The sequence below is a fragment of the Pseudomonas sp. BJa3 genome (genome assembly GCF_026343815.1).
Classification (GTDB): Bacteria; Pseudomonadota; Gammaproteobacteria; order Pseudomonadales; family Pseudomonadaceae; genus Aquipseudomonas; species Aquipseudomonas soli.
The window spans coordinates 175460-195205 of record NZ_JAOXMC010000008.1; the positions used below are offsets into that span (position 1 = coordinate 175460).

16 protein-coding genes are annotated in these 19746 nt (G+C 64.1%); 4 read left to right on the forward strand and 12 right to left on the reverse strand.

The genetic code is table 11. The features are described 5' to 3' along the window. Nucleotides 1-86: 86 nt before the first annotated feature. Both OH705_RS12155 and OH705_RS12160 read right to left on the reverse strand, forming a co-directional pair. Nucleotides 87-1472 carry a heavy metal sensor histidine kinase gene (locus OH705_RS12155; protein ID WP_023631996.1) on the reverse strand — a complete coding sequence of 462 codons (1386 nt, stop codon included), beginning with the start codon at nucleotides 1470-1472 and terminating at the stop codon, nucleotides 87-89. Then, nucleotides 1469-2143, reverse strand: coding sequence for a heavy metal response regulator transcription factor (locus OH705_RS12160; protein ID WP_023631995.1), 675 nt, complete (start codon nucleotides 2141-2143; stop codon nucleotides 1469-1471). Before OH705_RS12160 ends, OH705_RS12155 begins: the two co-directional genes overlap by 4 nt. A 276-nt stretch (nucleotides 2144-2419) precedes the next feature. Between OH705_RS12160 and OH705_RS12165 the strand changes: the two genes are divergently transcribed. Further along, a complete protein-coding gene (locus tag OH705_RS12165) occupies nucleotides 2420-2623 on the forward strand; it encodes a hypothetical protein (RefSeq protein WP_023631994.1) in 204 nt (67 codons plus the stop codon). A 70-nt stretch (nucleotides 2624-2693) separates the two neighbouring features. On the opposite strand, the gene cmoB is transcribed toward OH705_RS12165, so the two are convergent. From cmoB to OH705_RS12200, 7 genes are all read right to left on the reverse strand, one after another. Next, nucleotides 2694-3650: a tRNA 5-methoxyuridine(34)/uridine 5-oxyacetic acid(34) synthase CmoB gene (gene cmoB / locus OH705_RS12170; protein ID WP_267302288.1), complete on the reverse strand. Its 957-nt coding sequence runs from the start codon at nucleotides 3648-3650 to the stop codon at nucleotides 2694-2696. After that, complete coding sequence (gene cmoA, locus OH705_RS12175) at nucleotides 3647-4390, reverse strand: carboxy-S-adenosyl-L-methionine synthase CmoA (protein ID WP_267302289.1); 744 nt, start codon at nucleotides 4388-4390, stop codon at nucleotides 3647-3649. Before cmoA ends, cmoB begins: the two co-directional genes overlap by 4 nt. 89 nt (nucleotides 4391-4479) lie before the next feature. Then, entirely contained in the window at nucleotides 4480-4872 is a 393-nt protein-coding gene (locus OH705_RS12180; RefSeq protein ID WP_023631860.1) for a protease inhibitor I42 family protein, read from the reverse strand. A gap of 168 nt (nucleotides 4873-5040) precedes the next feature. Then, nucleotides 5041-7461: an endopeptidase La gene (gene lon / locus OH705_RS12185; protein WP_038705567.1), complete on the reverse strand. Its 2421-nt coding sequence runs from the start codon at nucleotides 7459-7461 to the stop codon at nucleotides 5041-5043. Between the two features lie 153 nt (nucleotides 7462-7614). Further along, entirely contained in the window at nucleotides 7615-10026 is a 2412-nt protein-coding gene (locus OH705_RS12190) for a glucose/quinate/shikimate family membrane-bound PQQ-dependent dehydrogenase (RefSeq protein ID WP_094010120.1), read from the reverse strand. A gap of 31 nt (nucleotides 10027-10057) precedes the next feature. Beyond that, nucleotides 10058-11404 carry a carbohydrate porin gene (locus OH705_RS12195; RefSeq protein WP_267302290.1) on the reverse strand — a complete coding sequence of 449 codons (1347 nt, stop codon included), beginning with the start codon at nucleotides 11402-11404 and terminating at the stop codon, nucleotides 10058-10060. Between the two features lie 242 nt (nucleotides 11405-11646). Further along, nucleotides 11647-13689 carry a TonB-dependent receptor gene (locus tag OH705_RS12200; RefSeq protein ID WP_094010118.1) on the reverse strand — a complete coding sequence of 681 codons (2043 nt, stop codon included), beginning with the start codon at nucleotides 13687-13689 and terminating at the stop codon, nucleotides 11647-11649. Between the two features lie 193 nt (nucleotides 13690-13882). Here OH705_RS12200 and OH705_RS12205 point away from each other — a divergent pair, with 193 nt between their 5' ends. Then, nucleotides 13883-14104: a VF530 family DNA-binding protein gene (locus OH705_RS12205; protein ID WP_046856826.1), complete on the forward strand. Its 222-nt coding sequence runs from the start codon at nucleotides 13883-13885 to the stop codon at nucleotides 14102-14104. Further along, a complete protein-coding gene (locus OH705_RS12210) occupies nucleotides 14104-14730 on the forward strand; it encodes a Pr6Pr family membrane protein (protein WP_094010117.1) in 627 nt (208 codons plus the stop codon). Before OH705_RS12205 ends, OH705_RS12210 begins: the two co-directional genes overlap by 1 nt. 440 nt (nucleotides 14731-15170) lie before the next feature. Here the strand turns inward: OH705_RS12210 and fdxA are convergent, their stop codons facing one another. From fdxA to OH705_RS12225, 3 genes are all read right to left on the reverse strand, one after another. After that, nucleotides 15171-15494 (reverse strand): ferredoxin FdxA, encoded by a 324-nt coding sequence (gene fdxA / locus OH705_RS12215; protein WP_023629582.1) that lies wholly within the window; start codon nucleotides 15492-15494, stop codon nucleotides 15171-15173. A 139-nt stretch (nucleotides 15495-15633) separates the two neighbouring features. Continuing rightward, nucleotides 15634-18207, reverse strand: coding sequence for a DNA mismatch repair protein MutS (gene mutS / locus OH705_RS12220; protein WP_110604900.1), 2574 nt, complete (start codon nucleotides 18205-18207; stop codon nucleotides 15634-15636). A 120-nt stretch (nucleotides 18208-18327) separates the two neighbouring features. Beyond that, nucleotides 18328-18531 (reverse strand): hypothetical protein, encoded by a 204-nt coding sequence (locus tag OH705_RS12225; RefSeq protein ID WP_267302291.1) that lies wholly within the window; start codon nucleotides 18529-18531, stop codon nucleotides 18328-18330. A 113-nt stretch (nucleotides 18532-18644) separates the two neighbouring features. Between OH705_RS12225 and OH705_RS12230 the strand changes: the two genes are divergently transcribed. After that, nucleotides 18645-19391 (forward strand): LexA family transcriptional regulator, encoded by a 747-nt coding sequence (locus OH705_RS12230; RefSeq protein ID WP_046856822.1) that lies wholly within the window; start codon nucleotides 18645-18647, stop codon nucleotides 19389-19391. The last annotated feature ends 355 nt before the right edge of the window (nucleotides 19392-19746 follow it).

A 19746-nucleotide genomic window follows, 5' to 3' on the forward strand; every position in this document is an offset into this window, starting at 1 on the left:
TCCCACATGGATCGCACTGGCCTTGAGTGCTGCGCAGTATCTGTGGGAGCCGGCTTGCCGGCGATGAGGCCGTTGGCATCAACCACTTACTCCGCTCGAAATACCAGAGTGAAGCGGGTAGGGCCCGAAGGGCTGCTCCTGACCTCGATACGCCCCCCATGCAATTGCATGATCGACTTGACGATCGCCAACCCCAGCCCGGTGCCACCCTCCAGCCGTGAACGCCCGGCCCCGGCCCGGTAAAAGCGTTCGAACAGGTGCGGCAGGTGGGTCTCCTCTATCCCTGTGCCCTGGTTCTGCACCCACACGGCAATCTCGTTGCCCAGCCGCTCGATGCCTACGGCAACCGGCTCGCCCTCCGGTGCATGGCGAATCGCATTGCTCAGCAGGTTGGATAGCGCCCGCTGGAACATCAACCGGTCCGCCAGGGCCGTGCCCCAGCCTTGCAGGTGCAGGGAGATGCCCTTGAGCTCGGCACTGAAGGCGAACAGTTCACTCACCCGTGCCACTTCGTCGGCCAACGTCAGGGGCGCCAGGGCAACCTGGGTCTGCGGCTGGCTGACCTGGGCGAGGAACAGCATGTCGTTGATGATGCGGCTGAGGCGGGTCAGCTCCTCGACGCTGTCTTCGAGGGCTTCGCGGTACTTGTCGCCGTCACGCTCACGGGCCAGGGTCACCTGGGCCTTGCCCATCAGGTTGCCGATGGGCGTGCGCAGCTCGTGGGCCAGGTCGTCGGAGAACTGCGATAGCTGGCGCACACCTTGGTCGAGCCGGTCGAGCATGATGTTGATGGCGCGCGCGAGGTCGGCCAGCTCGCTGGGCAGGCCCTCATCAGGCAGCCGGTGAGTAAGGTCCTGGGCCGAAACCTGCCCGGCGATCCGGCGGAAGTGCCGCAACGGACGCAGGCCGCGCTGCACCAGCTTCCAGGCGGCGATGCCGATCAGCACCAGCAGCAACGGCAGGGCCAGTAGCGTCGAGTGCAGATAGGCTTGCAGCAGGCTGTTGTCGTCGCTGCGGTTGAGCGACATCAACACCTTGACCGGGGTGTCGTCGCGCAGGCGCATCAATCGGCTGGCGGTGAGGATCTGATTGTCGCCGTCGTCGCGCCAGGCATGGAAGGTCAGCCGCTCGTCCGCTTCCAGGTTCAGCAAATGCTGGGACTGCATGGCCGGGCCCAGGCTGAGCAGTGCCGGATGACGGCCATTGATGGCGATCACACTGAGGCTGAGGTTGTCGTGGCCCATGACCAGATCGAGCAATGGGTGGGCGCGGGCGCCCAGGTCGTCGCTTCGCAGGTCTACGCGCAGGTTGTGCTCGACTTGCTGCATCTTGCGCGTCAGGTCCTTGCGCGCCCGGCTATCCAGTTCGTGGTCCAGGGCAAATACCGCAAGGCACGCCAGCAGCAGCACCAGCGCCGCGCCCAGCAGGGTGACGCCCAGGCCCAGGCGCAACGACAGGCTGGGGCGCTTCACGTCCGCGCCTCTAGCACATAGCCGACGCCGCGCAGGGTGTGGATCAGCTTGTCGTCGAAGGGGTCGTCGATCTTCGCCCGCAGGCGGCGGATCGATACCTCCACCACGTTGGTGTCGCAGTCGAAGTTCATGTCCCACACCAGCGAGATGATCTGGGTGCGTGACAGCACCTCGCCGCTCTGGCGCATCAACAGGTGCAGCAGGGCGAACTCCTTGGCGGTCAGGTCGATGCGCTGGCCGCCGCGCCAGGCGCGGTGGCGGCCAGGATCGAGTTCGAGGTCGGCGACCTTCAAGGTGCTCGGCTGCAGGCGCTGGTCGTTGCGCCGCAGCAGGCTGCGGATACGCGCCAGCAGCTCGGGGAATTCGAACGGCTTCAGCAGGTAGTCGTCTGCGCCCAGGTCCAGCCCCTTGACGCGATCGGCGAGACGGCCGTGGGCGGTGAGCATCATGATCCGCGTGGAGGATTCGGCGCGCAGGCGCTGCAGCACGCCCCAACCATCGAGCCCGGGCAGGTTGACGTCAAGGATCACCAGATCGTAGGGCTGCTGGCGGGCCAAGTGCAGACCATCGGTGCCGCTGGAGGCGCAGTCGACCACATACCCGTTCTCGCGCAGGCCCTGTTGCAGGTAGTCGGCGGTGCGTGGTTCGTCCTCGATGATCAGTAGGCGCATGGTCGGGCTCTGTGTGGAAAGGGGGCGATTCTCGACCCTGTAGTGACATCAGGGTCAAGCGGCGGGAATGTTACTGGATGCGAATGGCGAAAAGAGGAGGATTGCTGATTTGTAATCTGTGGGTCATATGCGCGACAGGCTTGTCGCAATCGCGGGGCAAGCCCGCTCCCACGTGGTACGGCGGGGATTTCAGGACTGTAATGTCTGCCTCACCTTGGCGTTAGCTCCCGCTTGCGATGATGGCCCTGTCGAAACGGTTATCACGAGGCAAGCACGATGAACCTGACCAAGTACCTGCTGCTGGCGATCCTCGCCCTGGGCAGCACCAGCATTTTCGCCGAGGGTGGCGCGGAGCGTTCGAAGCAATTCTGGCAAGCCTTCCGCGAGGATCAGGCGCGTTTGCACGGCGACAAGCAGCAAGCTGTGGCCGAGCGCGAGCGCAAGGCAGAAGAGAAGGCCCGCGAGCTGGCCAAGGATTGAGCACCACACGCCTGCGCCGCCACAGCTCCTCGGCGCAGGTGAGCCTCGGCGCCCTAGCGGGCGCCTTTTTTTATTTGCGCGCCAGCAATGTGGCGCGGCGTGGTGCCGGCAGGCCTTCGATGGTCCTGCCGTGGTCGTTCGGGTCGAGGAAGTCGCCCAGTGACTGATAGCGCATCCACTCGGTGCTGCGTTGTTCCTCGACGCTGGTGACGCTGACATCGACACAGCGCACATCGCTGAAACCGGCGCGGCGCAGCCAGCGCTCCAGGGCCGGCACCGACGGCAGGAACCATACGTTGCGCATCTGCGCGTAGCGGTCCTCGGGTACCAGCACCTGGTTTTCGTCGCCCTCGATCACCAGGGTTTCCAGCACCAGCTCGCCACCCTTGACCAAGCAATCCTTGAGCGCCAGCAGGTGCTCGATGGGCGAGCGGCGGTGGTAGAACACGCCCATGGAGAACACGGTGTCGAAACCTTCGAGGTTGGCCGGCAGCTCTTCGAGGGCGAACGGCAGGTGCCACGCCGGCAAGTCCGGCAGGTATTGCTGCACGGCCTGGAACTGGCAGAAGAACAACCAGTTGGGGTCGACGCCGATGACCATGTCGGCGCCGGCGCCGAGCATGCGCCACTGGTAGTAGCCGTTGCCGCAGCCCACGTCGAGCACGCGCTTGCCCTTGAGGTCCAGGTGCGGGCCGACCCGCGACCATTTCCAGTCCGAGCGCCATTCGGTATCGACATGCACGCCGAACAGGTCGAACGGGCCCTTGCGCCAGGGCGACAGGCCCATCAGCGCCTGGCGCATCTGCGCCCGGGTGGCGTCGTCGCAGTCGCAGTCCAGGCGCAGGCCGTCGACCAGGTCGACTTCGCTCGGGGTCAGATGCGGCAGTGCGTCGAGGGCGCCGCGCCAGCGATCGAGGTCGCCGTGGCCTTTTTCCAGCTTGCTCTCGAGTTGCGCCTGCAGGCCTTGGGACCAGGTGGCAAGGGGGGTGCCCGCCAGGCGGCGGACAAGGGGGGACAGATCGATCATGGCAGGGCTATCAGCGAGGCGAAGTTGAGGCATTGGAACCAGGGCACGACCTTGGAGAAGCCGGCGGCGCGCAGGCGCGCTTCATGGGTTTCCAGGGTGTCGGGTTTCATCACGTTCTCGATGGCGCTGCGCTTCTGGGCGATTTCCAGTTCGCTGTAGCCATTGGCACGCTTGAAGTCCAGGTGCAGTTCGTTGAGCAGTTCCTGCTCCTGGGCGTCGGTGAAGCGCAGTTTCTCCGAGAGAATCAACGCGCCGCCCGGCAAAAGTGCCGGGCGGATGCGGGCAAGCAGGTCCAGGCGCTGTTCGGGAGCGACGAACTGCAGGGTGAAGTTCATCGCCACCACAGAGGCCGGCTCGAAGGGCAGGGCGAGAATATCGGCCTCCAGCACCTGCACCGGCAGCAACTCCTGGAACATCGAGTCCTGGGCGGTGAGGTACTGGCGGCAGCGCTCGACCATGGCCGCGGAGTTATCCACCGCGATCACCCGGCAGCCGTCCGCGCGCACGTGGCGACGCAGCGCCTGGGTCACCGCGCCCAGCGAGGCGCCGAGGTCGTACAGTGCGGAGCCCGGCTGGGCGAAGCGCGCGGCCAGCACGCCGAGGTTCTCGACGATGGTCGGGTAACCGGGCACCGAACGCTTGATCATGTCCGGGAACACCTGCACCACGTCTTCGTTGAAGACGAAGTCGGGCACCTGCTCCAGGGGTTGGGCGAATAGGCGGTCGGGTTGTTTGCTCACGGTGGGTCCAGGCGGCTGGCAATCTACAGGGGCGGCATTCTAGCCAAACCACGGCAAGCTTGCATGACTGGCTGACCGGCGCCGTTCGCTCAGTTGACCCGAATGGCGCAATCGAAGGTCTGTACCGGACGTACTTCCGGGGCCCAGGGCTGCTGGTAGACCAGGATCAGATGGCCCTCGCCGGCGGCCTTGGCCTGGAAGCGCCAGCTGGACAGGCCACCGCTGCCGACGATGCCAGCTTGCTCCGGAGAACTGTATACCTCGGGGCCAAGGCTGCGCAGGATCTCCGAAGCCGGGTTCTGCAGCAGCCAGCGGTAGCCGGTGGTGGGGTTGCTGGGCAGGGTGAGGGTCAGGGTCTGGCCGACCTGCAGGCGCTTTGGGCATTCGCTTTCGCCGTCCAGTTCGACGGTGCGTTGCGGTTGCTGGGCGCAAGCGGTGAGCAGGGCCAGGGCGGCGGGAACGAGCAGGCGAGGGAGGGTCATGTTGGCTCCTGAAGCTGGAATGGCCTGAGGATAACCGAAGCTGTCGCAAGTTTGTGTGGTCTACGCGCGCCCTATCGCCGGCAAGCCGGCTCCCACAAGTAGGATACATCCTGCACTTTGTGGGAGCCGGCTTGCCGGCGATAGGGCCGCAACGCGGCCCCGTCCTCTTTAGAACAATACTTTCGCCACGTCGGCAAAGCGCTTGGCAAAGTGCACGCTCAGCCCTTCCTTCAGGTAGTCAGGCAATTCTTCGAAATCGCCACGGTTGGCCTCCGGCAGGATCAGCTCGAAGATCTTCTGGCGCCGCGCGGCGATCACTTTCTCGCGCACCCCGCCGATCGGCAGCACCTGGCCGGTCAGGGTCAGCTCGCCGGTCATGGCCACGCCTTTCTTCGGCGCCTGGTCGCGGGCCAGCGACAGCAGGGCGCTGGCCATGGTCACACCGGCGCTGGGGCCGTCCTTCGGCGTGGCGCCCTCGGGCACGTGCAGGTGGATGAACGCCTCGTTGAAGTAGCCGGGGGTGCCACCGAACTGCTTGAGGTTCGAACTGATATAGCTGTAGGCGATCTCTGCCGATTCCTTCATCACGTCACCCAACTGCCCGGTGAGCTTGAGGCCGCGGTTGAGGCTGTGGATATGCGTGGCCTCGATCGGCAGGGTGGCGCCGCCCATGCTGGTCCAGGCAAGACCGGTGATAACACCCTTACCGGCCAGCACCTGCTCGCTGCGGAACACCGGCATGCCCAGGGCGGGCTCGAGGTCCTTGGCGGCGATCTTGAGCTTGGCGTCCGGGTCTTCCAGCAGTTTGACCACCGACTTGCGCACCAGCTTGCCCAGCTGTTTCTCCAGCTGACGCACCCCGGCTTCGCGGGCATAGCCCTCGATCACCGCACGCAGCGCGGCGTCGTTGATGCTCAGGCTGGTCTTGGCCACGCCGGCCTTGTCCAGCTGCTTGGGCCACAGGTGGCGCTTGGCGATGGCCAGCTTTTCTTCGGTGATATAGCCGGACAGGCGGATCACTTCCATGCGATCGAGCAAGGGGCCGGGGATCGAGTCCAGGGTGTTGGCGGTGCAGACGAACAGCACCTTGGACAGGTCCAGGCGCAGGTCCAGGTAGTGGTCGAGGAAGTCGACGTTCTGTTCCGGGTCGAGGGTTTCCAGCAGCGCCGAGGCTGGGTCGCCCTGGTAGCTCTGGCCCATCTTGTCGATCTCGTCGAGCATGATCACCGGGTTCATCACCTCGACCTCCTTCAGCGCCTGCACCAGCTTGCCCGGCTGGGCGCCGATGTAGGTGCGGCGGTGGCCCTTGATCTCGGCCTCGTCGCGCATGCCGCCGACGCTGAACCGGTAGAACGGCCGGCCCAGGGATTCGGCGATGGACTTGCCGATGCTGGTCTTGCCCACCCCGGGCGGGCCCACCAGCAGCACGATGGAGCCGCTGATCTCACCCTTCCAGGCGCCGACGGCGAGGAACTCGAGGATGCGTTCCTTGATGTCGTCGAGCCCGGCGTGGTGGCGGTCGAGTACCTTGCGCGCGTGCTTGAGGTCGAGCTTGTCCTTGCCGTACACACCCCAGGGCAGGGCGGTGGCCCACTCCAGGTAGTTGCGGGTGACGGCATACTCCGGCGAGCCGGTCTCGAGGATCGCCAGCTTGCCCATCTCTTCGTCGATACGTTTTTTCGCCTGCTCGGGCAGGGTCTTGCCCGCCAGGCGCTGCTGGAACTGCTCCACGTCGGCGCTGCGGTCGTCCTTGGTCAGGCCCAGCTCCTGCTGGATGACCTTGAGCTGTTCCTTGAGGAAGAATTCGCGTTGGTGCTCGCCGATCTGGCGGTTTACCTCGGCGGAGATCTCGTTCTGCAGGCGGGCGACCTCGACCTCCTTGCGCAGCATCGGCAGGACCTTTTCCATGCGCTTGAGCATGGGCACGCAATCGAGCACTTCCTGCAGCTGGTTGCCAGTGGCCGAGGTGAGGGCGGCGGCGAAGTCGGTCAGTGGTGACGGATCGTTGGGGCTGAAGCGGTTGAGGTAGTTCTTCAGCTCTTCGCTGTACAGCGGGTTGAGCGGCAGCAGCTCCTTGATCGCGTTGATCAGGGCCATGCCGTAGGCTTTCACCTCGTCGGTGGGCTCCGCCGGCTGGCGTGGGTAGTCGACCTCCACCAGGTAGGGCGGGCGGTGGTGCTTGAGCCAGGTGCGGATGCGCACGCGGGTCAGGCCCTGGGCGACGAACTGCAGCTTGCCGCCTTCGCGGCTGGCGTGGTGCACCTTCACCAGGGTGCCGTATTCGGGCAGGGCCTTGGTGTCGAAGTGGCGGTGGTCTTCCGGCGGGGTGTCCATGAAGAACAGCGCCAGGGAGTGGTGCGGGGTCTTGGCGACCAAGTCGAGGGTTTCGGCCCAAGGTTCTTCATTGACGATCACCGGCAGCACTTGCGCGGGGAAGAACGGGCGGTTGTGGATCGGGATCACGTAGACCTTGTCCGGCAGCTGCTGGCCGGGCAGGGCGAGATGGTGACCGGGTGCGGTCGAGGGATCGAGATGTTCGACTTCGCTGTGTTCGTCGGGGTGTTCCGGGAAATCCTGCTGGTCGCTCATGGGGCACCTGCGTGAATGGCTATGGTGCTTAGATGGGGCGGTGGTTGGCAGGTTTCAATGGTAGACGAAGGGGGGAGAACTGCGGGGGAAACAATAGCGGGGCAAGCCCGCTCCCTCGATGGGAGCGGGCTTGCCCCGCGACAGGCGTGACGCTTACTCAGCCAATTTGTAAGCGATGATGTAGTCGCCCATTTTCGTACCGAGCGAGCCATGGCCGCCGGCGGTTACCAGCACGTACTGCTTGCCATCCTTGCCGGTGTAGCTCATCGGCGTGGCCTGGCCGCCGGCCGGCAGGCGAGCCTTCCACAGCTCCTGGCCGTTCTTCACGTCGTAGGCGCGCAGGTACTGGTCCAGGGTGCCGCTGAGGAAGCCGACGCCGCCGGCAGTGACGATCGAGCCACCCATGCTTGGCACGCCCACCGGCATGCCGATCGGCACCGGGGTGCTGTCACGGGTGGTGCCGTTCTTGTGCTTCCACACCACTTTGTTGGTGAACAGGTCGATGGCTGCCACGTAGCCCCAGGCCGGCGCCTGGCACGGAATGCCCAGTGGCGACATGAACGGGTGCATGGTCACGGCGTACGGCGCACCTGTGTTCGGCTGCACGCCGCTGGTCTCGCTTTCGCGCTTGCTGCCTTCGGCGACCTGCTCGCGTGGGACCATCTTCGACACGAAAGCCATGTAGTTCGGCGAGGTGAAGAGGATCTGGCGCACCGGGTCGACCGAGACGCTGCCCCAGTTGAACACGCCGACGTTGCCTGGGTAGACCAGGCTGCCCTGCTCGGACGGCGGGGTGTACTGGCCTTCGTAGCGCAGGCTGCGGAACTGGATGCGGCAGAGCATCTGGTCGAACGGCGTGGCGCCCCACATGGCCTGTTCGGTCAGGTCAGGGCCGAGCAGGTTGAGGTCGGAACGGGCCTGGGTCGGCGCGGTATGGTCGCCCTTGACCGCGCCTTGGGGTACCGGGATCTCGCGGATCGGCACGATCGGCGTGCCGTCGCGGCGGTCGAGCACGTACAGGCTGCCTTGCTTGGTCGGCACGATGACCGCCGGCTTGACGCCGTCGTCGGTCTTCAGGTGCACCAGGGTGGGCTGGCTGCCGACGTCCATGTCCCACAGGTCGTGGTGGGTGAACTGGTAGTTCCAGCGCGCCTTGCCGGTGGCCAGGTCCAGGGCGACGATGCCGGCGCTGTACTTCTCGGCGCCCGGGGTGCGGTCGGCGCCCCACTGGTCAGGGGTCTGGTTGCCCAGCGGCAGGTAGATCATGCCGAGGTCTTCGTCGACGCTGGCGATCGACCACATGTTGGCCGAGTTGCGGCTGTAGAACTTGCCGTCGGCCAGGGGCTTGGTGTCGTCGGGGTTGTTGCTGTCCCAGTTCCACACCAGGTGGCCGTCGTGCACGTCGTAGGCGCGGATCACGCCGGACGGCTCGTTGGTCGACTCATTGTCGGTGACGTGGCCACCGATGATCACCAGGCTGCGGGTGATCGCGGCCGGGGAAGTGGAGTAGTAACCACCGGCGGTGAACGGGCCGATGCCACGGGTCAGGTCGATCACGCCCTGGTTGGCGAAGCCTTCGCAGACCTTGCCATTGTCGGCGTTGATGGCGATCAGGCGGGCGTCGGCGGTGGGCAGGTAGAGGCGGCGCGGGCAGGCCTGGGCCACGGCCTGGCCTGCGTCGGTGATCTTCGGCGCGGGGCTGCCATCACGGCTGACGTAGTTGTTCTCGTCATAGTACGAGACGCCGCGGCAGGTCATGTGGGCGAAGCCCTTGAAAGTGCCGGTGGGGCTCTTGACCTGCGGATCAAAGCGCCAGATCTCGGCGCCGGTGTCCGGGTCCAGCGCCAGCAGGCGGCTGTGGGCGGTGCAGGCGTAGAGCATGCCGTTGACCTTCAGCGGCGTGTTCTGGTTGGTCAGCTCCACCGGGTCGTTCTCGGTCGGCAGGTCGCCGGTGCGGATACGCCAGGCCTCTTCCAGGCGGTAGGCGTTCTGCGGTGTGATCTGGCGTAGCGGCGAGTAGCGGTCGCCGTGCTCGGTGCGGCCGTAGGCCTGCCATTCACCGTCGGGCATGGCCGGGGCGGCGCTGCCCATCTCGCTGTTGTCGCGGGTGAACTCGCCACGGATTTCGCCCGGGTGAGTGAACTGGCTGGCCACGGCAGTGGCGCCGGAGGCGACCACGGCGACGCTGAGCAGGGCGGTGTTGACCTTGGACGCAGGGCCGACCAGCGGGCGGCGCGCCCACGGCAGCAGCAGGACCACGCCGATGGCGAACCAGATGGCCAGGCGCGGCACCAGCTGCCACCAGTCCAGGCCCACTTCCAGCAGCGCCCAGGCGGTGCTGCCCAGCAGTACCAGGCCATACAGGCCCAGGGCGATGCGCCGCTTGGCCAGCAGCAGGATGCCGGACAGGGCGAAGCCGATACCGGCAATCAGGTAGTAAAGCGAGCCGCCCAGCTGGCTCAGCTTGATGCCGCCGGCCAGCAGGGCCAGGCCCATCAGCAGCAGCAGCACGCCCATCAGGCGCGGTAGCCAGCGGGTTCCATTCTTGGCACCGTCAGTGCTCATCGTCTGTTCTCCGTAGTGTGAAAGGGTCGGGTTAGAAACTGCTCTGGATCTTCAGGCCGCCGATCAACGCGTCGTCGACCCGCGACACCCCGCCCGGATGGCGGATGTACTGCACGTTCGGGCGTACGGTGAGCCAGTCGGCCAGGTGGATGCCGTAATAGAGTTCGGCGCTGTACTCGGTGTCCTGCACGGGCAGGAAGCCGGGGTTGTCGTAGTCGTCCAGGCCGTTGGTCTGGTTGCTGAGGCGGGCGTTCTTGCGGTAACCGGGGTTGACGTGCACGCGGGCCAGGGCGAAACCGATGTCGTCCTTGGCGCGGGCATCGAACGGCCCTTTGTAAACCACACCTGCCTGCACATAGTTGTCGATGGCATTGGTCTTCTTGTCGTGCACCGTGGCGTTGGCGAACAGGCTCAGGCCGCGGGACTGGTCGGAGGCCAGCGCGGTCACCTGCTGCTGGGCGCCGAACCACAGGCCGTGCTTGCTCGAGCTGCTGCGATAGGCGGCGCCGCTGATGGCGGCGGGCGTACCGTTGCTGTCCTTGAGTACATCCTGTGCCTTGGCATTACTGTAGTAGTAGCCGGCGCGATATTCCCCTTTCAGGCCATTGACCCGCGGGCTCCAGACCAGTTCGATCGGCATCACCGCGCCCTGGGTGCCGCTGCCGCTGAGCTTGAAGCCGTTGCCGCTCTCGAGGTTCGAGGGGTTCTGCTCGAACACCCCGACCTGGGCGTAGAGCGCGTTATCGAGGTTGTAGCGCACGCGCAGGGCCCACTGGCTGACCGGCCAGTTGTACCAGATGCCGCCTACCCAGTTGCCCACCTGCGAGCCGCAGAACGCCAGGTTCTGGAAGTCGCAGGGGAAGCTGTTGAAGTCCTCGCCCTCGCCGAAGCGGCCGAATTTCACGTCCAGCGCGCCATCGAAGTATTTCTGCTTGATCCACATCTGGGTCAGGCGCCAGGTCTGGCCACGGCCCCAGACTTCCTGGGCCGAGGTAAAGCCGCCGACGCGCGGGTCGTTAATGCGGTCGTTGCTGATGTTGTTGCCGTGGCGTTCGGTGACGGTCAGCTGCACTTCGGTGTCGTGCCAGCCGAGGATCTTCTGCAGGTCCATGTTCACGCCGAAGGTGAACTGGTCGCTGTAGCGTGCGGCGCGGTCGTGGCTGTAGCCGCCGTGCAGGTTGCTGCCCATCTCGCCGGTGTAGCCAAGGGTGAAGTCGTAGCCCTTTTCCAGCAGTTCACTGCGGGTACCACCCCAGTCGCCGAGCATCCACTTCGAGTCCTTAGCGAACATTTCGCCAGCACTGGTGGTAGGGGAAAGGGCACCGAGCAGGGTGGCGAGGGCGAGGCCGGAGTAGCGGGTAGTGGGCAGCTGGAGCATGAGATAGCGCTATCTTTTGATTGTTGAGGAAACGGCAAGCGCAACGAAGTGCGAGGTCTTCGAAGGGAAATGGCTGCGATGGGTATCGAGTGAAGCGATTCAGCTTGCGGCGGGGAGGATATAGGGGAAGTTGTAAGAAAAAAAGACAAAATGTCGCAGGGGATTGTTGCCGATGGGGTAACAGTCGTCCCATCGAGGGGTAGCCCACCCCACGGTGGGAGAGGGCTCACCCTACGATGCCGTCAGAACGAGGTACGCAAGCCAACCTGCACACTACGCCCCGGCGCCGGCGCGATATCGCGCAGGATCGAACTGGCATAGCGCACGGTCTGGTCGGTGAGGTTCTCGCCGCGTACGAACGCCAGCCATTCACTCTGGCCGATGTCGAAGCGATACCCCACGCTTGCGCCGAGGGTGGTGTAGCCGTCGGTGCCGGTTTCGTTGGCCGGTTTGCGCCGTTGCGACGCGGCATGCTGCACATCGACCCGTGCCTGCCAGCGATCCAGTTCCCAGACTAGGCCGCTGTTCAGGCGCAGTGGTGCGATACGTGGCAGCGGCTCGCCGCTGTCGAGGTTCTTGGCCCGGGTGTAGTCGCCGGACAGTTCCAGGGCGAAGCTGCCGTAGCGATTCTCCAGCAACTTCCAGCGGTCCTGGGCCTCGATACCGTAGAAGCGTGCGCGCACACCCTGGTAGGCATACTCGGGGATATCACCGTGATCGTGATCATGGTCATGATCGTCGCCATGGTCGTGATCATGCCCTTCACGCAGGTTGCCGGTGCCGATCAGGCCGATGTAGTTGCGAAAATGGCTGTAGAACACACCGACGCTGCCCTTGTGGGTGCCGTTGTCGAAGCGCAGGGCCAGGTCGCCGGAGATGGCTTTTTCCTTGTTCAGGTTCGGGTCACCGATCTCGTAGGCGCCGGTCGCCACATGGGCGCCGTTGGCATACAGCTCGTAGAAGGTCGGCGCGCGCTCGGTATAGCCGAGGTTGGCGGCCAGCGACCAGACCGGGTCGAGCTGGTACACCGCGCCCGATGACAGACTGAAGGCATTGAAGCTGCTGGCGCTATCGGCTCCTGCAAATGTTTCGTTGCCCTTGGCATCCGGATCGACCCGGGTATGTTCCATGCGCGCGCCCAGGCTCAGGTTCAGGCGCTCGGTGGCCTGCCATTGCTCGAGCAGGAACAGCGCCAGGCTGTCGGTATCGGTGTGCGGGACAAAGGCTTCCTCGCCCAGTGCGGAGAACTCGTTGCGGCTGACCTGTGCACCGATCACGCCCTCGACCGGGCCCAGCGGCTGGTGGCGGGCTTCGATGCGTGCTTCGTAGCCCTTGTTCTTGAAGGTAGTGTGCACTTCACCGCTTTCGATTTCACGGTGCTGGTAGTCGGTGTAGCCGGCATCGACCTTCACCGAGCTGAATGGTCCGTCGAGATCGCGCAGCTCCGAGGCGAAGCCGTAGTGGTCCTGCTGCATGTCCAGGCGCACGCCGGGCTCGGCTACCGAGCCGTAGTTGCTGTCATAGCGGCTGTAGGACAGGCCGGTATAGCCGTGATCCCAATGATAGGAACCGCCTATCGCACCGCCGTCCTGGCGTCCGTCGCTGTTCTTCAGGCGGTGCTTACTACCGGGCTCGTCGGCGTCGCGCACCTTCGAGCTGCGGGCATAGCCGGGGATGCGCAGGTCGTTGAACTGGCGACTGTTGGCATCCAGGTGCAGGGCGAAGGTGCCGTTGCCGGCCTCCAGTTTGCCGGCACTGCTGCGTGTGGTGTCGGCACCGCCGTAGCGCAGCTCGCCGGCGCCATGGATGCCGTCGATGGGCGCGTCGGGGATGCGGTTGTCGAAGGTGTTGACCACCCCGCCAATGGCGTTGCCGCCATAGAGCAGGGCGGCCGGGCCGCGGACGATCTCGACCCGCTCGACGGTCACCGGGTCCAGCGGCACGGCGTGGTCGTAGGACAGCGACGAGGCATCCAGGGCGCCGACGCCGTTGCGCAGGATGCGAATGCGGTCACCGTCCAGGCCGCGGATCACCGGGCGGCTGGCGCCGGGGCCGAACCAGGTGGAGGCAACACCAGGCTGTTTGTTGAGGGTCTCGCCGAGGCTGCCCTGTTGCTGCTGCAGCAGGTTATCGCCTTCAAGGACGGTGGTGGGGGCGGCCAGCTGGGCGTTGCCCAATGGGTTGGCGGTAATTACCTGGGGTTGCAGTTCCACCGCCTGGCTGGAAGTCGAGGCCAGCCAGAGCGCGACGGCAAGGGGGGAGAGGTGCAGCGGCATGTGACGCATGGGGATGTGGCGTTCCTTGGCAGATTCTTTGTGTTGTTACAATATAACATAACTATTTCAGCACAAGACTTTCCGTGCTTGCCAGTGGTTTTTGCATCGTCTTCAGCCGGGCTGTGGCGGGCCAAGCAACCTCGATCCCACCCGCTCGCTACACTCGTGTAAGGTGCGCACCTTCCCGAACCTGGAGCACTGCATGAGCACGGCCAACCATAACGCGCTGCACGGCAAGACCCTCGAACAGATCCTCACCGAGCTGGTGGCGCACTATCAGTGGCAGGGCCTGGCCGAACGCATCGATATCCGCTGCTTCAAAAGCGACCCGACGATCAAGTCGAGCCTGACCTTCCTGCGCAAGACCCCCTGGGCCCGGGAGAAGGTCGAGCAGCTTTACGTGAAGCTGCAGCGCAAAGGCTGATGCCGCGCCGGCCTTGGCTTGCCCTGGCGGCCGTTCTTGGCTGGGCGGGATTGGCGATCCAGCTGTACCTGGTACTGCTGGCACGTTGGCAGGAACAGGCCAGCCTGATCGGCGGGATGGTCAACCTGTTCTGCTATTTCACCGTGCTCAGCAATACGCTGGTGGCCACGGTGCTGAGCCATGCCGCGTTTGGTCGTGATTCGGCGGCCAGGCGCTGGTTTCTTTCCCCGGCGATCAGCTCGTGCGTTGCGGCCAGTATCGTGCTGGTGGCGCTGGCGTATAGCCTATTGCTGCGACACCTATGGCAACCCCAGGGCTGGCAGTGGCTGGCGGACGAGTTGCTGCACGACGTGATGCCGCTGCTGTTCATCCTGTACTGGTGGTTCGAGGTACCTAAGGGGCGGCTGCGGCTCTGGCATCTGGCAGCCTGGGCGCTGTATCCGATGCTGTATTTTGCCTTCGTGCTGCTGCGCGGGCATGAGATCGGCGTCTATCCCTATCCGTTCGTCGACGTGGCGCGGCTTGGCTATGGGCAGGTGCTGACGAATGCGGTGGGGGTGCTGGCAGGGTTCTGGGCCATCGGGCTGGTACTGCTGGGGCTTGACCGTTGGCGAGGGCGGCATTGAGGAGGGAGGAGTCCATGACACCCTCAGCAAAAGTGTTTATTTCGCCACCCTCGTAGTATCGCGTGTAAGCATTCGCTTACTCATCATGTAAGTGATCGCTGTAGGGATCAGTAAATCAATGTCGTTTCTAATGGCATACTTTTTCTAAGTGCATGAAATATATAATTTTTATAAATATCAGAAGATGTTTCGCCTGAATCATCCTGAGATATTCGCTGCTTGTAGCAAGGCGGGGAATCGCTAGTATTCGAACTGTGTCTACGGACTGACACAGGCTCTCAAGGATGATGGCCAAGGACATCGCGGGACGCGATTCATCAGGATGATGATTGGGACATACAGGGACTACGGAAAAAATGTGGGCGGGTCAAACCGCCCCTTTTTTTGCCTGCTGAAAATGAAAAAAGGCCCTCGCGGGCCTTTTTCGTACCTGGGCGCTGTCAGCGCTCAAGATCAGCGATCTTGCCAGGCTTGCCATCCCACTCTTCGGCGTCCGCCAGGGCGTCTTTCTTTTCGGTGATGTTCGGCCAGATCTCGGCCAGCTCGGCGTTCAGCTCGATGAAGTTCTCCATGCCGGACGGCACTTCGTCTTCCGAGAAAATCGCCTGGGCCGGGCACTCAGGCTCGCACAGCGCACAGTCGATGCATTCATCCGGGTGAATCACCAGGAAGTTCGGGCCTTCGTAGAAGCAGTCCACCGGACAGACTTCCACGCAGTCGGTGTACTTGCATTTGATGCAGTTGTCGGTGACGACGAAGGTCATTTCTAATTCTCTCCTCAGGCGACGGCAGCTTGCCCTTCCTTCCAGGGCAGCGCGGTTCACGGTGCTGGCTGCAGACCAGGCTAATAACCTGCAGCCTTCGCAAACCGCGCCGGATTCTACCAGCTTGCGCGGTGGGCCGTTATAACAGGTTTTTCAGTTGATATAGCATTTCGATAGCTTGGCGCGGCGTCATGTCATCCAGCTCCAGCTTGCCCAGCTTCTCGATGGCCGGGTGTGGCAGGCTGGCGAACAAGTCGCTCTGGTGGGGCACGTGGGGCATATTGTCCCGCGGCGTTGTAACTGGCGCTTCATGGGGCAGGCTGGTGGTCTCCAGCCGGCCCAGGTGCTCGCGGGCCCGCTGGATCACCGCCGCCGGCACGCCCGCCAGTTGCGCCACGGCCAGGCCGTAGCTCTGGCTTGCGGGGCCCGGCAGCACATGGTGCAGGAACACGATGCGTTCATTGTGCTCGGTAGCATTCAAGTGCACGTTGGCCACCAGCGGCTCGCTGTCCGGCAGCACGGTCAGTTCGAAGTAGTGGGTGGCGAACAATGTGTAGGCGCGCAGTTGGGCTAGGCGTTCGGCGGCGGCCCAGGCCAGCGACAGGCCATCGAAGGTACTGGTGCCGCGGCCGACTTCGTCCATCAGCACCAGGCTGCGGTCGGTGGCGTTGTGCAGGATGTTGGCGGTTTCGCTCATCTCGACCATGAAGGTCGAGCGCCCGCCGGCCAGGTCGTCGCTGGAGCCGATACGGGTGAAGATACGGTCCACCGGCGACAGTTCGCAGGCGGCTGCCGGGACGAAGCTGCCGATATGCGCCAGCAGCACGATCAGCGCGGTCTGGCGCATGTAGGTGGACTTACCGCCCATGTTCGGGCCGGTGATGATCAGCATGCGCGTGCTGTCGTCCAGGCCCAGGTCGTTGGCCACGAACGGCGTGGTCAACACCTGCTCGACCACCGGGTGGCGGCCCTGCTCGATGCGCAGGCACGGCTCGTCGACGAAGCTTGGGCAGTTCAGGTCCAGGTTCAGGGCGCGTTCGCCCAGGTTGCTCAGCACATCCAGCTCGGCCAGCGCCGCGGCGCTGTCCTGCAGTGGCGCCAGGTGCCCGATCAACGTTTCGAGCAAGGCATCGTAGAGCATCTTCTCGCGAGCCAGGGCACGGCTCTTGGCCGACAGCGCCTTGTCCTCGAACGTCTTCAGCTCGGGGGTGATGAAGCGTTCAGCGCCTTTGAGCGTCTGCCGGCGGATATAGTCGGCGGGAGCCTGTTCGGCCTGCTTGGTCGGCAGCTCGATGAAATAGCCATGCACGCGGTTGTAGCCGACCTTGAGGTTGGCCAGGCCCGTGCGGGCCTTCTCACGGGCTTCCAGGTCGATGAGGAACTGGCCGGCGTTCTCGCTGATCGACAGCAGTTCGTCCAGTTCGCTGTCGTAGCCGGTCTTGAGCACGCCACCGTCGCGGATCACCGCCGGCGGGTTGTCGATGATAGCCCGCTCCAGCAGGCCGGCCAGCTCCGGGTAGGTGCCGGTGATCGCCGCCAGGCGCGCCAGGTGCGGAGCCTCCAGCTCGGCCATGGCGTTCTGCAGCTCGGGCAGTGCGCCAAGGGCGTCGCGCAGGCGTGCCAGGTCACGCGGGCGGGCGTTGCGCAGGCCGATACGCGCGAGAATCCGCTCGATGTCGCCGATTTCCTTGAGCTGCGGCTGCAGCTTTTCGAAGCGGTAGCCGTCGAGCAGGCAGCGGATCGAGTCCTGGCGTGCCTTGAGCACCTTCAGGTCGCGCAGCGGACGGTTCAGCCAGCGGGTCAGCAGGCGGCTGGCCATGGCGGTCTGGCAGCGGTCGATCACCGATTGCAGGGTGTTGTCGCGGCCACCGGCCAGGTTGATGTCCAGCTCCAGGTTGCGGCGGCTGGCGGCATCGAGGATGACGGTGTCGTCCAGGCGCTCGTGACGCAGGCTGCGCAGGTGGGGCAGTGCGGTGCGCTGGGTTTCCTTGGCGTAGCTCAGCAGGCAGCCGGCGGCGCCAATGGCCAGGGTCAGCTTGTCGCAGCCAAAGCCCTTGAGGTCCTGGGTGGCGAACTGCTGGCAAAGGCTCTTGCGTGCCGAATCACGGTCGAAGTCCCAGGGGGCGCGGCGCCGGGCGCCACGGCGCTTCTCCGCTGGCAGGCCCTGTGGCCAGTCATCCGGGATCAGCAGCTCCACCGGGTTGATGCGCTCGAGCTCGGCCAGCAGGTTCTCCCAGCCCTTGATCTCCTGCACGGTGAAATTGCCGCTGGTGATGTCCAGCACCGCCAGGCCGAACAGCCGCTCATCGCCGAGCAAGGCGGCAATCAGGTTGTCGCGACGCTCATCGAGCAACGCCTCGTCGCTGATCGTGCCCGGGGTGATGATGCGCACCACCTGGCGCTCCACCGGGCCCTTGCTGGTAGCCGGGTCGCCGATCTGCTCGCAGATCACCACCGACTCGCCGAGCTTGACCAGCTTGGCCAGGTAGCCTTCGAGCGAGTGGAACGGAATCCCGCACATGGGAATCGACTGGCCCGCCGACTGCCCGCGGGCGGTCAGGGTGATATCCAGCAGCTTTGCGGCTTTCTTCGCATCTTCGTAGAAGATCTCGTAGAAGTCGCCCATGCGGTAGAACATCAGCTGGTCCGGGTGCTGGTTTTTCAGCTTCCAGTATTGCTGCATCATCGGGGTGTGTGCGGAGAGATCAGACATTCAGGGCCTTACAGCGGGTGGTCTGGTGGCAAATTTCGAAACCGTCAATGGTACAGGCTTTTTTCGGTGGGCGCAGGTTGGATGGGAGGGCAAATCTGCGCGGGCTGTCAGGCGTTGACCTCAGCCCGGTTGGCCGAAGAACTGGTTGAGGAAAATCAGTTCCATGATCACCACCAGCACGCAGAACATCACGAAACCTCGGCTAAAGACCCGTCGTGGCCGTTCAAGGGACGGCCAGTCCTGGATATTCAGGGCCGCCATCAACGCAATGATCAACCCGACAAGCAGGCAGGTGGGCCAGCGGCGTCGCGGCGAAAGGTCCATGCCGTTTTCCGATCCATGGTGAGAAAGCGCGACGATAGCGATGGCCCGGGGAGAGGGGCAACCTTTGTTTTGCGCTTGCCTGGCCATTGCATTTGCGCTGCCACGGATGCATTATGCGCATTATGCAAAAACGCAACGTAGCCTCCGTACTCAGAGAACTGCTCGCCCGCCACGGCCTGTCCCCCACAGAGCTGCATCGGCGCACGGGCGTGCCTCAATCCACCCTGTCGCGGATTCTCAGCGAGAAGATCGTCGATCCTTCGGACAAGCATGTCTCGAAGATCGCCGAGTACTTCGGCGTGAGCACCGACCAGTTGCGCGGCCGTGTCGAACTGGGCGAATCCCGTGACGCGGCCCCTCTCACTCAAGGCCATGCGGCCCTGAGCGACATTAGCTTGTGGGACGATGAAACACCCGTCGAGGACGACGAGGTGTCCGTGCCTTTTCTTCGTGAGGTCGAGTTGGCAGCAGGATCAGGAAGATTCGTCATCGAGGAAAGCGAGAATGCTCGCTTGCGTTTCGGCAAACGCAGCCTGCGCCACAATGGCGTGCAGTTTGACCATGCCAAGTGCGTGACGGTGCGTGGCAACAGCATGTTGCCGGTGCTGCGCGACGGCGCCACGGTCGGGGTCAACACCGGAAAATGTACCATCGGTGACATCATCGACGGTGACCTTTATGCCATCAACCACAACGGCCAGTTGCGGGTGAAGCAGGTGTACCGCCTGCCTACCGGCATTCGCCTGCGCAGCTTCAACCGCGACGAACACCCTGACGAGGACTACAGCTTCCAGCAAATGCAGGAAGAACAGATCAGCCTCCTCGGGCATGTCTTCTGGTGGGGCATGTACGCTCGTTGATACCGACCCTCGATAAAAACCCGCCTCGGCGGGTTTTTTTTCGCCCTCAGAAAAGCCCTACACACCGCATCCGATAAGGCCTTCATGCATTTCGGCAAATTCCAATGCATAAATATTTCTGAAAATGCATTGACTGCATATGCATGCATGCATAATCTGTGTCTCAAGCCGGTCAGCAACCGGTTGTTACACAGGCAGCGATGAACAGGCCTCGACTGTTCAGAGGGTTGGCAACTGGCCCGGGTGTGCAGCGTAAAGCACCACGATCAGTTATCCGGCGGGCAGGCGGCCGCGGTCGGAGTCACCAATTTGAAGCGCAACCGCACGGCGTCACCAGTCGTGGCCGGCGGTTAGA